At 58.3% G+C, this 15,721-nt stretch carries 11 protein-coding genes; 9 read left to right on the top strand and 2 right to left on the bottom strand.

The features are described 5' to 3' along the window. The first annotated feature begins 59 nt into the window (after positions 1-59). Both KPHS_49540 and KPHS_49530 read left to right on the top strand, forming a co-directional pair. The gene (locus KPHS_49540) at positions 60-590 is read left to right on the top strand and encodes a gluconate kinase (protein ID YP_005229254.1); all 531 of its coding nucleotides are present in this window, start codon (positions 60-62) and stop codon (positions 588-590) included. Then, a complete protein-coding gene (locus KPHS_49530) occupies positions 590-1,930 on the top strand; it encodes a low-affinity gluconate transporter (RefSeq protein YP_005229253.1) in 1,341 nt (446 codons plus the stop codon). The genes KPHS_49540 and KPHS_49530 overlap by 1 nt, the downstream gene beginning before the upstream one ends. Here the strand turns inward: KPHS_49530 and KPHS_49520 are convergent. Beyond that, on the bottom strand, positions 1,927-2,289 hold the full coding sequence (locus KPHS_49520) for a hypothetical protein (RefSeq protein YP_005229252.1): 363 nt from the start codon (positions 2,287-2,289) through the stop codon (positions 1,927-1,929). The genes KPHS_49530 and KPHS_49520 overlap by 4 nt on opposite strands. 103 nt (positions 2,290-2,392) lie before the next feature. On the opposite strand from KPHS_49520, the gene KPHS_49510 reads away from it, so the two are divergent. The 7 genes from KPHS_49510 (at position 2,393) to KPHS_49450 (ending at position 13,694) form a co-directional block, all read left to right on the top strand. Then, positions 2,393-3,499 carry an aspartate-semialdehyde dehydrogenase gene (locus KPHS_49510; RefSeq protein YP_005229251.1) on the top strand — a complete coding sequence of 369 codons (1,107 nt, stop codon included), beginning with the start codon at positions 2,393-2,395 and terminating at the stop codon, positions 3,497-3,499. Positions 3,500-3,737: 238 nt separating this feature from the next. Continuing rightward, a complete protein-coding gene (locus tag KPHS_49500) occupies positions 3,738-5,924 on the top strand; it encodes a glycogen branching protein (RefSeq protein ID YP_005229250.1) in 2,187 nt (728 codons plus the stop codon). Then, positions 5,921-7,897 (top strand): glycogen debranching protein, encoded by a 1,977-nt coding sequence (locus tag KPHS_49490; RefSeq protein ID YP_005229249.1) that lies wholly within the window; start codon positions 5,921-5,923, stop codon positions 7,895-7,897. Before KPHS_49500 ends, KPHS_49490 begins: the two co-directional genes overlap by 4 nt. Before the next feature lie 80 nt (positions 7,898-7,977). Next, entirely contained in the window at positions 7,978-9,273 is a 1,296-nt protein-coding gene (locus KPHS_49480; protein ID YP_005229248.1) for a glucose-1-phosphate adenylyltransferase, read from the top strand. Next, positions 9,273-10,706 carry a glycogen synthase gene (locus KPHS_49470; RefSeq protein YP_005229247.1) on the top strand — a complete coding sequence of 478 codons (1,434 nt, stop codon included), beginning with the start codon at positions 9,273-9,275 and terminating at the stop codon, positions 10,704-10,706. Before KPHS_49480 ends, KPHS_49470 begins: the two co-directional genes overlap by 1 nt. A 17-nt stretch (positions 10,707-10,723) precedes the next feature. Next, positions 10,724-13,171 carry a glycogen phosphorylase gene (locus KPHS_49460; protein ID YP_005229246.1) on the top strand — a complete coding sequence of 816 codons (2,448 nt, stop codon included), beginning with the start codon at positions 10,724-10,726 and terminating at the stop codon, positions 13,169-13,171. Positions 13,172-13,430: 259 nt separating this feature from the next. Next, positions 13,431-13,694 (top strand): type II toxin-antitoxin system RelE/ParE family toxin, encoded by a 264-nt coding sequence (locus KPHS_49450; RefSeq protein ID YP_005229245.1) that lies wholly within the window; start codon positions 13,431-13,433, stop codon positions 13,692-13,694. A gap of 361 nt (positions 13,695-14,055) precedes the next feature. Here KPHS_49450 and KPHS_49440 read toward each other — a convergent pair whose 3' ends face one another. Continuing rightward, positions 14,056-15,564 (bottom strand): sn-glycerol-3-phosphate dehydrogenase, encoded by a 1,509-nt coding sequence (locus KPHS_49440; protein ID YP_005229244.1) that lies wholly within the window; start codon positions 15,562-15,564, stop codon positions 14,056-14,058. Between the last annotated feature and the right edge of the window lie 157 nt (positions 15,565-15,721).

Below are 15,721 nucleotides of genomic sequence, written 5' to 3'. Positions count from 1 at the left end.
CGCCTTCGCGCTGGATGAGTCAGCCCCGGCGCGGCGTACCAGTCCAGTGGGAGGACGCTTTGAGCACGACTAACCATGATCACCACGTCTATGTCCTGATGGGCGTTTCCGGCAGCGGAAAATCCGCTGTCGCCAGCGAAGTGGCGCATCAACTGCATGCCGCGTTTCTTGACGGCGACTTTCTCCATCCGCGCAGCAATATCACCAAGATGGCCTCCGGCGAGCCGCTCAACGATGACGACCGCACGCCGTGGCTGCAGGCGCTAAATGACGCCGCGTTCGCCATGCAGCGTACCAACAAGGTGTCGCTGATCGTCTGCTCGGCGCTGAAGAAGAGCTATCGCGACATTCTGCGCAAGGGCAACCCGAACCTCTCCTTCATCTACCTGAAAGGCGATTTCGACGTGATCGAAAGCCGTCTGAAGGCGCGTAAAGGGCACTTCTTTAAAACCCAAATGTTGGTGACGCAGTTTGAAACGCTGCAGGAACCAGGCGCCGACGAGAGCGATGTGCTTATCGTCGATATCGACCAGCCGCTGGAAGGCGTGGTGGCCAGCACCATCGAGGTGATCAACAAAGGCAGTCACTAGTGAGTACTTTAACGCTTGTTTTAACAGCAGTCGGCTCGGTATTGCTGCTGCTGTTTTTAGTCATGAAGGCGCGAATGCACGCCTTCGTGGCTTTGATGGTGGTTTCTATTGGCGCCGGTCTCTTCTCCGGCATGCCGCTGGATAAAATCGCGGCGACGATGGAGAAAGGGATGGGCGGTACGCTGGGCTTCCTGGCGATCGTCGTCGCGCTCGGCGCGATGTTCGGTAAGATCCTGCATGAAACGGGGGCGGTCGATCAGATTGCCGTCAAGATGCTCAAATCCTTTGGCCACAATCGCGCGCACTATGCGATTGGTCTCGCCGGTCTCATCTGCGCGCTGCCGCTGTTCTTCGAAGTGGCGATCGTACTGCTGATTAGCGTCGCCTTCTCGATGGCGCGCCATACCGGTACTAACCTCGTGAAGCTGGTGATCCCGCTGTTTGCCGGCGTTGCCGCCGCCGCGGCGTTTCTGTTGCCTGGACCGGCGCCGATGCTGCTGGCGTCGCAAATGCACGCCGACTTTGGCTGGATGATCCTGATTGGCCTGTGCGCGGCCATTCCGGGGATGATTATCGCCGGTCCACTATGGGGCAACTTCATCAGCCGCTACGTCGAATTGCATATTCCTGACGACGTCACGGAACCGCATCTCGGCGAAGGCAAAATGCCCTCCTTCGGCTTCAGCCTGGCGCTGATCCTGCTGCCGCTGGTGCTGGTTGGCCTGAAAACCATCGCCGCGCGCTTTGTGCCGGTGGGTTCCACTGCCTACGAATGGTTCGAGTTTATCGGCCACCCGTTCACCGCGATCCTGGTGGCCTGCCTGGTGGCGATTTACGGTCTGGCGGTACGTCAGGGAATGGCGAAAGACCGGGTGATGGAGATTTGCGGCCACGCGCTGCAGCCGGCCGGGATTATTCTGCTGGTGATCGGGGCTGGCGGCGTCTTCAAGCAGGTGCTGGTTGACTCCGGCGTTGGCCCGGCGCTTGGTGAAGCGCTGACCGGAATGGGGCTGCCGATCGCTATTACCTGCTTCGTACTGGCGGCGGCGGTGCGTATCATTCAGGGCTCTGCCACCGTGGCGTGCCTGACGGCGGTCGGCCTGGTGATGCCGGTGATTGAGCAGCTGAACTACAGCGGCGCGCAGATGGCGGCATTGTCTATCTGTATCGCCGGCGGCTCGATTGTGGTAAGCCACGTGAACGACGCCGGCTTCTGGCTGTTCGGTAAATTTACCGGCGCCAGTGAAGCCCAGACGCTGAAGACCTGGACCATGATGGAAACCATCCTTGGCACCACCGGGGCGATTGTCGGTATGATCGCCTTCCAGCTGCTGAGCTAAGCCCGCTCATCTCCCGCTCGCGGGAAATAAAAAGCCAGGGTAACGCTGCTTACCCTGGCTTCTTTGCAATAAACCGCCCTTTTTCCCTCTTTTCCTTGCCAGCTATTGGCCCTTATTAGCGCTACGACGATGCTCGTATCCCTCGTCATCCCTTGCTGTGACTGGGTTTGTCGCTTTTTTTTGGCAAGCGGAAAAGCACCAGATTTCACGCTTAATCCATAATCAGGATCAATAAAATAGCGACGGAAAATATTCCATTCCCCGGGGGATTTCCCCGATAATCGTTGCGCTTTTGACGACGACCAGCGACGGTGGACAATGTGCAGGATAAGTTGCTTTTCTGATTGTTCAGCAATCATTGATTAATTTCACTTGCGACTTTAGCTGCATTTTGTAAGGTGAGGGATAATCCAGTTGGAAACTGGCCAGGCACAAACAGCACACACCTCGCAGGAATACGTTATGAAAAATGTTGGTTTTATCGGCTGGCGCGGAATGGTCGGCTCTGTTCTCATGCAACGCATGGTTGAAGAGCGCGATTTCGACGCCATTCGCCCGGTGTTCTTCTCTACCTCCCAGCTGGGACAGCCAGCACCGTCATTCGGCGGTAGCACCGGTGGCACGCTGCAGGATGCGTTCGATCTGGACGCGCTGAAGGCGCTGGACATTATTGTCACGTGCCAGGGCGGCGATTACACCAACGAGATTTACCCGAAGCTGCGCGCAAGCGGCTGGCAGGGTTACTGGATTGACGCGGCTTCTTCGCTGCGCATGAAGGACGATGCGATCATTATCCTCGACCCGGTTAACCAGGATGTGATCACCGCCGGCCTGAACAACGGCGTGAAAACCTTTGTCGGCGGCAACTGCACCGTCAGCCTGATGCTGATGTCCCTCGGCGGCCTGTTTGCTCAGGATCTGGTGGAGTGGGTCAGCGTGGCGACGTACCAGGCGGCTTCCGGCGGCGGCGCGCGTCATATGCGCGAGCTGCTGAGCCAGATGGGGCAGCTGCATAATCATGTGGCCGCGGAGCTGGCGGACCCGGCTTCCGCCATCCTGGATATTGAGCGCAAAGTGACGTCGCTGACCCGCAGCGGCGAGCTGCCGGTCGATAACTTTGGCGTACCGCTGGCGGGCAGCCTGATCCCGTGGATCGACAAACAGCTGGATAACGGTCAGAGCCGCGAAGAGTGGAAAGGCCAGGCGGAGACCAACAAGATCCTCGCCACCTCGTCCGTTATCCCGGTAGACGGCCTCTGCGTTCGCGTTGGCGCGCTGCGCTGCCACAGCCAGGCGTTTACTATCAAGCTGAAGAAAGATGTTTCTATCCCGACCGTTGAGGAGCTGCTGGCCGCGCACAACCCGTGGGCCAAAGTGGTACCGAACGATCGTGAGATTACCATGCGCGAGCTGACCCCAGCCGCGGTGACGGGCACCCTGACCACCCCGGTAGGACGCCTGCGTAAACTGAATATGGGGCCGGAGTATCTATCGGCCTTTACCGTTGGCGACCAGCTGCTGTGGGGCGCCGCGGAGCCGCTGCGCCGGATGCTTCGCCAGCTGGCGTAAGCCCAGGATGAACAGAAAGGGGGTCTTCAGGCCCCCTTTTTTTTTGCGTAATACAAGGAGTAAACGCGGATGTTAGATTTTTCCCCACGGAGGTAACTCAGCCTTGGCTATGCTTTAAGTAAGGAATTCCTTACCTGAAGGTGGGACGGAGCAGGAGGATGCTGAGAGCACTGCGCCGTTCAGGTCAAAAAAAGTCGCCAGTTACAGGAATGAGCGACACTTACAACAGGATGAAAGCATGTCTAATCATATTGATAGAGACGTGATTAATGCGCTAATCGCCGGTCATTTCGCGGATCCCTTTTCCGTGCTCGGCATGCACCGTACTGACGCCGGGCTGGAAGTGCGCGCATTATTACCCGATGCCACCGACGTGTGGGTTATTGAACCGAAAACCGGACGCAAAGTCGGCAAGCTCGAATGTCTCGACTCGCGTGGTTTCTTCAGCGGCGTCCTGCCGCGGCGTAAAAACGCTTTTCGCTATCAGCTGGCCGTCACCTGGCACGGGCAGCAGAATCTGATCGATGACCCTTATCGCTTTGGTCCGCTGTTGCAGGACCTTGACGTCTGGCTGCTGTCGGAAGGGACCCACCTGCGCCCTTACGAAACGCTGGGCGCGCACGCTGCCACCATGGACGGCGTCACCGGTACCCGTTTCTCGGTGTGGGCACCGAACGCCCGCCGCGTATCGGTGGTGGGGCAGTTTAACTACTGGGATGGCCGTCGCCACCCGATGCGGTTTCGCAAAGAGTCCGGGATCTGGGAGCTGTTCGTTCCCGGCGCGCACAATGGCCAGCTGTATAAATTCGAACTGATTGACGCCCACGGCAATCTGCGGGTCAAAGCCGACCCTTACGCCTTTGAGTCGCAAATGCGTCCGGAAAGCGCCTCGCTTATCTGCGATCTGCCGCCCAAAGTGGAACAGCCAGCGGACCGTAGAGCGGCGAACCAGTTTGATGCCCCGATCTCTATCTATGAAGTGCATCTCGGCTCCTGGCGCCGTCATACCGATAATAATTTCTGGCTGAGCTACCGCGAGCTGGCCGACCAGCTGGTGCCCTATGCGAAATGGATGGGCTTCACCCATCTCGAACTATTGCCGGTTAACGAGCACCCGTTCGACGGCAGCTGGGGCTATCAACCCACCGGGCTCTATGCGCCGACCCGCCGCTTCGGCACCCGCGACGATTTCCGTTACTTTATCAATGCCGCGCACGCCGCCGGGCTGAACGTCATTCTTGACTGGGTGCCCGGCCACTTCCCGGCGGATGATTTTGCCCTTGCCTCGTTTGACGGCACTTCGCTGTATGAGCACAGCGATCCGCGCGAGGGGTATCACCAGGACTGGAATACCCTGATCTACAACTACGGACGTCGGGAAGTCAGCAACTACCTGGTGGGTAACGCGCTGTACTGGATCGAACGCTTCGGCATCGATGCGCTGCGGGTCGACGCGGTGGCCTCGATGATCTATCGCGATTATAGCCGCAAGGCGGGAGAGTGGATCCCCAACGAATACGGCGGTCGGGAGAATCTGGAAGCCATTGAGTTTCTGCGCAACACCAACCGCATCCTTGGCGAACAGACTCCGGGCGCGGTCACCATGGCGGAAGAGTCCACCGATTTTACCGGGGTGACCCGTCCGCCAGCCGGCGGCGGCCTCGGTTTCTGGTTCAAATGGAACCTCGGCTGGATGCACGACACCCTGGATTACATGAAGCTCGATCCGGTGCATCGCCGCTACCATCACGACAAAATGACCTTCGGCATGCTCTACAACTACACCGAGAATTTTGTGCTGCCGCTCTCCCACGATGAAGTGGTGCACGGCAAAAAATCGATTCTCGACCGCATGCCGGGCGATGCCTGGCAGAAGTTCGCCAACCTGCGCGCCTACTACGGCTGGCTGTTCGCCTTCCCGGGGAAAAAGCTGCTGTTTATGGGCAATGAGTTCGCTCAGGGCCGCGAGTGGAACCATGACGTTAGCCTCGACTGGCATCTGCTGGAGGGCGGCGACAACTGGCACCACGGCGTCCAGCGGCTGGTGCGCGACCTGAACCATACCTACCGGCATCATAAAGCGCTGCACGAGCTGGATTTTGACCCCTACGGCTTCGAATGGCTGGTGGTCGACGACCATGAGCGCTCGGTGTTTGTCTTTGTACGCCGTGACCGGGCGGGCAACGAGATTATCGTCGCCAGCAACTTCACGCCGGTGCCGCGCCACGACTACCGCTTCGGCATTAACCAGCCGGGCCGCTGGCGCGAGGCGCTAAATACCGACTCCATGCACTATCACGGCAGCAATCAGGGCAATGGCGGCGTGGTGGAAAGCGACGCTATCGCCAGCCATGGCCGCGAACATTCGCTGTCGCTGACCCTGCCCCCGCTGGCGACGATCTGGCTGGTCCGGGAGGCGCAATGACCTCACTCGCGGCAGGCAAACCTGCGCCATTGGGCGCCAGCTATGACGGCAAGGGGGTGAATTTCGCCCTCTTCTCCGCCCATGCGGAGCGGGTGGAGCTGTGCGTATTCGACGAGCAGGGCAACGAGCAACGCTTCGATCTCCCGGCGCGCAGCGGCGACATCTGGCACGGCTGGCTGGCCGCCGCCGGGCCGGGCCTGCGCTACGGCTATCGGGTACATGGTCCCTGGGACCCGGCGCAGGGGCACCGCTTTAACCCGGCCAAGCTGTTGATCGATCCCAGCGCCCACCGGGTCGAGGGCGATCTGCCTGACGATGAGCGCCTGCACGGCGGCATGTGGCAGCCCGATCGCCGCGACAGCGCCGCGGTCGCGCCAAAATCGCAGGTGGTGGATCTGCGCTATGACTGGCGTGGCGATAAACCGCCGCGTACCCCATGGGGGGAAACGGTGATTTATGAAGCGCACGTGAAAGGGCTCACCTTGCTTAATCCGCAGCTACCGGAAGCCATTCGCGGAACCTATAAAGCGCTGGGCCACCCGGCGATGATCGCTTACTTCAAATCGCTGGGCATCAGCGCCCTTGAGCTGTTGCCGGTGGCGCAGTTCGCCAGCGAGCCGCGACTGCAGCGGATGGGGTTAAGCAACTACTGGGGCTACAACCCGTTGGCGTGGTTCGCGCTGGATCCGCGCTACGCCAGCGACCCGGATCGCGCCCTGGATGAGTTTCGCGATGCGGTTAAGGCGCTGCACGCCGCCGGTATCGAAGTGATTCTGGATATCGTGCTCAACCATAGTGCGGAAATCGATCTCGACGGGCCCACCGTCTCCCTGCGCGGAATCGACAACCGTAGCTATTATTGGGTAAGGGAGGATGGCGATTATCACAACTGGACCGGGTGCGGTAATACGCTCAATCTTAGCCACCCCGGCGTGGTGGAGTGGGCGCGCCAGTGTTTGCGCTTTTGGGTGGATGAGTGCCATGTCGACGGCTTTCGCTTCGACCTCGCCTCAGTGATGGGGCGGACGCCGGAATTCCGCCAGGATGCGCCGCTGTTCGAGGCTATCCGCCGCGACAGCGTGCTGTCGCAGGTGAAACTGATTGCGGAACCCTGGGATATCGGCCCGGGCGGCTATCAGATGGGTAATTTCCCACCGCTGTTCGCTGAATGGAATGACCATTTTCGCGATAGCGCCCGACGCTTCTGGCTACAGCAAAATGTCTCCCTGGGGGATTTTGCCCAACGTTTCGCGGCCTCCAGCGATCTCTTTGCCCGCGATGGCAAGCCGCCATCGGCGACGGTCAACCTGGTGACGGCCCACGATGGCTTCACGCTGCGCGACTGCGTTTGTTTCAATCAGAAACACAATGAGGCAAACGGGGAGGAGAATCGCGATGGGACTAACAATAACTACAGCAACAATCATGGTATAGAAGGATTAGAAGCGAATTTTGCGGTGATTGAACGGCGGCGCGCCAGCGCGCATGCGCTGCTGACGACGCTGCTGCTGGCTCAGGGGACGCCAATGCTGCTGGCGGGCGATGAACAGGGCCACAGCCAGCACGGTAACAATAATGCTTACTGCCAGGACAACGCCCTGACGTGGCTGGACTGGCGCCAGGCGAACCCGGGATTAACCGCCTTTACCGCGGCGCTGATCCACCTGCGGCGTCGTATTCCGGCGCTCACCCGCAACCGCTGGTGGCAGGAGGGGGATGGCAACGTCCGCTGGCTTAATCGCAACGCCCAGCCCCTGACTGCCGCGGAGTGGCAGCAGGGGGCCGCGTGTATGCAGATCCAGTTGTCGGATCGCTGGCTGCTCACGCTGAACGCCACCGCAGAGGTGGTCGATATGGTTTTACCCGAGGGGGAATGGCGCGCCGTTCCTCCATTCGCCGGAGAGGATAATCCGGTCATCATGGCTGTCTGGCATGGGCCCGCGCACGGAGTGTGCGTATTTCAAAGGTCGTAAGCCCTGAAGCTTTCGGTTGGACCCGTGGCGGCGGCGCGGCGGGATGAGCTGGAAAGCGGGGGTGTAAAAAGGAGTTAATCATGGTTAGGCTTGAAAAAAACGATCCGCTGATGCTGGCGCGTCAATTACCCATCAAATCCGTGGCGTTGATCCTCGCGGGCGGGCGTGGCACCCGGCTGAAGGATCTCACCATTAAGCGTGCGAAACCTGCCGTTCACTTTGGCGGCAAGTTCCGTATTATCGATTTCGCATTATCTAACTGCATTAACTCAGGGATCCGCCGCATCGGCGTTATTACCCAGTATCAGTCGCACACGCTGGTGCAGCACATCCAGCGCGGCTGGTCGTTCTTCAGCGAAGAGATGAACGAGTTTGTCGATCTGCTGCCGGCTCAGCAGCGCGTGCATGGCGAAAATTGGTATCGCGGCACGGCGGATGCGGTGACGCAGAACCTGGATATCATCAGCCGCTACAAGGCCGAGTACGTGGTGATCCTCGCGGGCGACCATATTTATAAGCAGGACTACTCGCGCATGCTGATCGACCATGTCGAAAAAGGGGCGCGTTGCACCGTGGCCTGCATGCCGGTGCCCATTGAAGAGGCATCCGCCTTCGGCGTCATGGCGGTCGACGAAAACGAAAAAATCATTGAGTTTGTCGAGAAACCCGCCAACCCGCCGGCGATGCCGACCGACCCGACCAAATCGCTGGCCAGCATGGGCATTTATGTCTTTGACGCCGCCTATCTTTATGAGCTGCTGGAAGAAGACGATCGCAACGAGAACTCCAGCCACGATTTCGGTAAAGACATCATTCCGAAGATCACCGAAGCTGGCATGGCTTATGCACATCCTTTCCCGCTCTCCTGCGTGCAGTCCGACCCGAACGCCGAACCTTACTGGCGCGACGTGGGGACGCTGGAAGCCTACTGGAAGGCTAACCTCGATCTGGCGTCAGTCACGCCGGAGCTGGATATGTACGACCAGAACTGGCCGATCCGCACCCATATGGAATCGCTGCCGCCGGCGAAGTTCGTGCAGGACCGCTCCGGTAGCCACGGCATGACCCTGAACTCGCTGGTTTCCGGGGGGTGCATTATCTCCGGGTCGGTGGTGGTGCAGTCGGTGCTGTTCCCGCGCGTGCGGGTGAATTCGTTCTGTAACATTGATTCGGCAGTCTTGTTGCCAGATGTCTGGGTGGGGCGCTCATGCCGCCTGCGTCGCTGCGTGATTGACCGCGCCTGTGTTATCCCGGAAGGAATGGTGATTGGTGAGAATGCGGAAGAGGATGCACGCCGCTTCTATCGCTCAGAGGAAGGTATCGTGCTGGTGACCCGCGACATGCTGCGGAAATTAGGGCACAAACAGGAGCGCTAATGCAGGTCTTACATGTATGTTCTGAGATGTTCCCGCTGTTAAAGACGGGCGGTCTGGCGGACGTCATCGGCGCACTGCCGGCGGCGCAAATCGCGGAGGGTATCGATACGCGCGTGCTGTTGCCGGCGTTTCCCGATATCCGTCGCGGCGTGGTGGATGCCCAGGTGGTGACCCGCCGGGATACCTTCGCCGGGCGGATCACGCTGCTGTACGGCCACTTTAACGGCGTGGGGATCTACTTGATAGACGCCCCGCATCTCTATGACCGTCCGGGGAGCCCTTACCACGATACCAACCAGCACGCTTATCCCGACAACGTCCTGCGCTTTGCGCTGCTGGGCTGGGTGGGAAGTGAAATGGCCAGCGGACTGGATCCGTTCTGGCGCCCGGATGTGGTGCATGCCCATGACTGGCACGCCGGCCTGACGCCGGCCTACCTGGCGGCGCGCGGACGCCCGGCTAAATCGGTGTTTACCGTGCACAACCTGGCGTACCAGGGGATGTTTTACTCCTGGCATATGAATGACATTGAGCTGCCGTGGTCGTTCTATAACATGCATGGCCTCGAGTTTAACGGGCAGATCTCGTTTCTCAAGGCCGGCCTCTACTACGCCGACCATATTACGGCGGTGAGCCCGACCTACGCGCGCGAGATCACCGAGCCGCAGTACGCCTACGGCATGGAGGGGCTGCTGCGCCAGCGCCATCATGAAGGTCGGCTGTCGGGAATTCTCAACGGCGTTGACGACGGTATCTGGAGCCCGCAAAACGATCTGCTGCTGCCGATGCGCTACGATCGCGACACGCTGGAGGAGAAGGCGGAGAACAAGCGTCAGCTGCAGATTGCCATGGGCCTGAAGGTCGATGATAAAGCGCCGTTGTTTGCCGTCGTCAGCCGTCTTACCAGCCAGAAAGGGCTGGACCTGGTGCTTGAAGCGCTGCCGGGTCTGCTTGAGCAGGGCGGCCAGCTGGCGCTACTGGGCGCCGGCGATCCGGTGCTGCAGGAAGGTTTCCTCGCCGCCGCCGCCGAACACCCGGGCAAAGTGGGTGTGCAGATTGGCTACCATGAGGCCTTCTCCCACCGCATTATGGGCGGCGCCGACGTCATTCTGGTCCCGAGCCGCTTTGAACCCTGCGGCCTGACCCAGCTGTATGGTCTGAAGTACGGGACGCTGCCGCTGGTGCGCCGCACCGGCGGTCTGGCGGACACCGTCGCTGACAGTTCGCTGGAGAATCTGGCCGATGGTCTGGCGACAGGGTTTGTCTTTGAGGACAGCAATGCGCTGTCATTGCTGCGCGCTATCCGTCGCGCCTTTGTCCTCTGGTCGCGCCCGTCGCTCTGGCGCTACGTGCAGCGTCAGGCGATGAATATGGATTTTAGCTGGCAGGTTGCCGCGAACTCCTATCGCGAACTTTATCAACGCTTGATGTAACCACTGGAGTCATTGTTATGAATGTACCCTTTAGCTATGCATCACCGACGCTGAGCGTTGAGGCGTTAAAGCATTCTATTGCCTATAAACTGATGTTTATCATCGGTAAAGATCCGGCCATCGCCAACAAGCATGAATGGCTTAACGCCACGCTGTTTGCCGTTCGCGATCGCATGGTGGAGCGCTGGCTGCGCTCCAACCGCGCGCAGCTCTCCCAGGAAGTGCGCCAGGTGTACTATCTGTCGATGGAGTTTCTGATCGGCCGCACCCTCTCGAATGCGCTGCTGTCGCTGGGCATTTATGACGATGTGAGCAGCGCGCTGGCGGAGATGGGGCTCGATCTCGAAGAGCTGATCGATGAAGAGAATGACCCCGGGCTTGGCAACGGCGGTCTGGGCCGCCTGGCGGCTTGCTTCCTTGACTCCCTGGCGGCGCTGGGTCTGCCGGGACGCGGTTACGGCATCCGCTACGACTACGGGATGTTTAAACAGAATATTGTCGATGGCCGGCAAAAAGAGTCTCCTGACTACTGGCTGGAGTACGGTAACCCGTGGGAGTTTGAGCGCCACAACACCCGCTATAAAGTGCGCTTCGGCGGCCGCATTCAGCAGGAAGGAAAGAAAACCCGCTGGATTGAGACGGAGGAGATCATTGCGGAAGCCTACGACCAGATCATCCCCGGCTTTGACACCGACGCCACCAACACGCTGCGTCTGTGGAGCGCGCAGGCCAGTAGCGAAATTAACCTCGGTAAATTCAACCAGGGCGACTACTTCGCCGCGGTAGAGGATAAAAACCACTCCGAAAACGTCTCCCGCGTGCTCTATCCGGACGACTCGACCTACTCCGGCCGCGAGCTGCGCCTGCGCCAGGAGTATTTCCTCGTGTCGGCCACGGTGCAGGATATCCTGAGTCGCCATTACATGTTGCATAAAACCTATGACAACCTGGCGGACAAGATTGCCATTCACCTGAATGACACCCACCCGGTGCTGTCGATACCGGAGCTGATGCGTCTGCTTATCGACGAACATAAGTTCAGCTGGGACGAGGCGTTCGAGGTGACCTGTCAGGTCTTCTCCTATACCAACCACACCCTGATGAGCGAAGCGCTCGAGACCTGGCCGGTGGATATGCTGGGTAAAATTCTGCCGCGCCATCTGCAGATTATCTTCGAGATTAACGACTATTTCCTCAAGACTTTGCAGGAGCAGTATCCGAACGATACCGACCTCCTCAGCCGCACCTCGATTATCGACGAGTCTAACGGCCGCCGTGTGCGGATGGCCTGGCTGGCGGTAGTGGTCAGCCACAAGGTCAACGGGGTGTCCGAGCTGCATTCCCGACTGATGGTGGAGTCACTGTTTGCCGAATTCGCCAAAATCTTCCCAATGCGCTTTATCAACGTGACCAACGGTGTGACGCCGCGCCGCTGGCTGGCGCTGGCCAACCCGCCGCTGTCGAAAGTGCTGGATGAGCATATCGGCCGCACCTGGCGGACCGATCTGAGTCAGCTTGATGAGCTGAAACAGCATATCGACTACCCGATGGTCAATCAGGCGGTGCGTCAGGCCAAGTTTGAGAACAAACAGCGGCTGGCCAGCTATATTGCCCAACAGCTCAATGTGGTGGTCAATCCGAAGGCGCTGTTTGATGTGCAGATCAAACGTATCCATGAATACAAACGCCAGCTAATGAATGTGCTGCACGTCATCACCCGCTATAACCGGATCAAGGCCGATCCGCAGGCCGAGTGGGTGCCGCGGGTGAATATTTTCGCCGGTAAGGCGGCCTCGGCCTACTATATGGCCAAGCACATTATTCACCTGATCAACGATGTGGCGGCGGTGATTAATAACGATCCGCAGATTGGCGACAAGCTGAAGGTCGTCTTTATCCCCAACTACAGCGTTAGCCTGGCGCAGCTGATCATTCCGGCGGCAGACCTGTCGGAACAGATCTCCCTCGCAGGCACTGAAGCTTCCGGCACCAGTAATATGAAGTTTGCCCTTAACGGCGCGCTGACTATCGGCACCCTTGATGGGGCAAACGTGGAGATGCAGGAGCACGTGGGCGAAGAGAATATCTTTATCTTCGGTAACACCGCGGAAGAGGTGGAGGAGCTACGTCGCAGCGGCTATAAACCACGCGAATATTACGAGCAGGATGAAGAGCTCCACCAGGCGCTGACGCAGATCGGTACCGGCGTCTTCAGCCCGGCAGAACCGGGGCGCTACCGCGACCTGCTGGATTCGCTGATTAACTTTGGCGACCACTACCAGGTTCTGGCGGACTATCGTAGCTATGTGGACTGCCAGGATCGCGTCGACGAGCTGTATCAAAACCCGGAAGAGTGGGCTTATAAGGCAATGTTGAATATTGCCAACATGGGCTACTTCTCTTCTGACCGGACGATCCAGGAGTACGCGAAATATATCTGGCATATCGACCCGGTAAGGCTGTAAGCCAGTCAATGCAACACCACACAACACAACGGGGCCATTTGGCCCCGTTGTGTTGTGTGGCGAACGTTTTATTCGGAAAAGTGCCGGGGAGGATTCAGGCTATTGCGGGAATATACTATTGACGTGAATTCGCCAGCAGTACGATAAATGCTCAATAAGTTTACGTTCATAGCCTATGTGGGATGTAGAAACGACGGATACGTTTGATGCCTGGTTCGAATTACAAAGTAGAGCTTTAAAAGAGGATATGTTGGCCACGATGCTCATCCTGTCTGAGTTTGCTCCGCAGCTTGGGCGCCCGTATGTTGATACGGTGAAAGATTCAACGTTTCAGAATATGAAAGAACTGCGGGTTCAGCATCATGGGCTCCCCATCCGCGCCTGTTTTGCTTTTGATCCTCTGCGGAAAGCTATCGTTTTATGTGTGGGCAATAAGGATGGCATGAATGAGAAACGTTTTTACAAAGAGATGATTACTCTGGCTGACAGAGAATTCAGCCAACACCTGACTAAGGAGCGATAATGGCCACGCTAAAAGAACTCATGGCGAAACAGAGTCCTGATAGCCAGCAGCGTATTGCAGCGAAAGCGGCAGAGATACGCCAGTCTGTCGCTTTAAACTTGCTTCGAGAAGAGTTGCAAATGTCGCAAACAGAGATGGCTGCGGCTATGGGGGTAAAGCAGCCAACGATCGCTAAAATGGAACAGGCTGATAACGACCCTCGGCTTTCGACCCTAAAACGCTACATTGCGGCATTGGGGGGAGAACTCAGTATAAATGTCACATTGCCGACTGGAAAAAAAGTCTCGTTTAATTTGTGAACAGGTATCCGGGCCAAGCGCAAGCCATAGCCCGGGTATTTCTCTCCTGGCGCCGCGCGATGTCAGGACGCTAACGACAGTTCAGACTTTCCCGCATGCTGCGCCAGCCATTCGCTGATGCGCGCCTGCTGCTCGGCAGTCAGCCACATGCCCTGTTTGGTACGACGCCAGATGGCGTCATCCAGGCTGCGCACCCACTCGTGCTCCACCAGATATTTCAGCTCGGCTTCATAAAACTCGTGGCCGAAATCTTCCCCGAGATCGCTCAGGGCGCTGGCTTCCTTCAGGATCCACTCGCTGTTGCTCCCGTAGGTGCGGGCATAATGGCGGGCCAGTGATTCACTGATGAACGGGAAGCGACGGCGCAGTTTTGCCGCGTAGTCGTCGCGGTCGCCGCCGATATCGCCGCCGGGGAGCACCGCGGTTTTGGTCCATGCCGGGCCGATCCCTTTGTAATAGGGGGTCAGTTTTTCCAGTGCATGCTCGGCCAGTTTGCGATAGGTGGTCAGCTTGCCGCCGAAGACGGACAGCAGCGGCGCCTGACCGTTCTCATCGTGAATATCCAGGGTATAGTCGCGGGTAATGGCCTGCGGCGAATCCGACTCGTCGTCGCACAGCGGACGGACGCCGGAGTAGGTCCAGACGATATCGTCCCGGCTGAGGGTCTTTTTAAAGTGCGCGTTATAGACGTTCAGCAGATAGTTGATCTCTTTATCATCAATGGCCACCGCTTTCGGATCGCCCTTATACTCGACGTCCGTCGTGCCGATGATAGAGAACTCATCCATCCACGGAATAACAAATACTATGCGTTTATCTTCGTTCTGCAGAATATAAGCCTGTTTCTGGGTATGCACCCGCGGCACCACGATGTGGCTGCCCTTGATCAGACGGATGCCGTAAGGCGAGCGCAGATGCATCCCTTCGTCGAAGAACTGTTTGACCCATGGGCCGGTGGCATTGACCAGGCCGCGCGCCTTCCAGGTAAACTTCTCACCGCTATCAATATCTTCCGCTTCCACCACCCACAGGCCATTCTCACGTTTCGCCGAGATAGCGCGGGTGCGGGTACGCACTTCGCCGCCTTTGCGGACGACCATCTGCGCGTTGGCCAGCACCAGGCGGGCATCGTCGACCCAGCAGTCGGAATATTCGAAACCGCGCACAATTTCCGGTTTAAGTACCGATTCTGCGCCAAAACGCAACCCGGTGGATCCCGGGAGGCTGGTGCGTTTGCCCAGATGATCGTACATAAACAAGCCGATACGGATCATCCATGCCGGGCGCAGATGCGGGCGATGCGGTAGGCGAAAGCGCATCGGGAAGGCGATATGCGGGGCCATTTTTAACAGCACTTCACGCTCGGCCAGCGCTTCGCTGACCAGACGGAACTCATAGTGTTCGAGGTAGCGTAGCCCGCCGTGGATCAGTTTGGAACTGGCGCTGGAGGTGGCGCAGGCGAGATCGCGCGCTTCCAGCATCAGTACGGATAAACCACGCCCGGCGGCATCTGCCGCGATACCGGCACCGTTGATGCCTCCGCCTATCACAATCAGATCTTTGGTTTCCACGTTCTTACCCTCTCACACTTTCGTTTAAGCTCATAAATGCTCGATATCGCTCACTATAGCAAACAAACGCGCTTTTGGTAACATCAAAAAAACATTTTGAAGTGATGGGTGTAACATATTGGCGTTTCTTTACCGCCTGACGGTACACTACAGGGTA

It is taken from the genome of Klebsiella pneumoniae subsp. pneumoniae HS11286 (genome assembly GCF_000240185.1).
Classification (GTDB): Bacteria; Pseudomonadota; Gammaproteobacteria; order Enterobacterales; family Enterobacteriaceae; genus Klebsiella; species Klebsiella pneumoniae.
The sequence above is the reverse complement of the archived record's forward strand: the minus strand, read 5'-3'. Positions and strand labels throughout refer to the sequence as shown.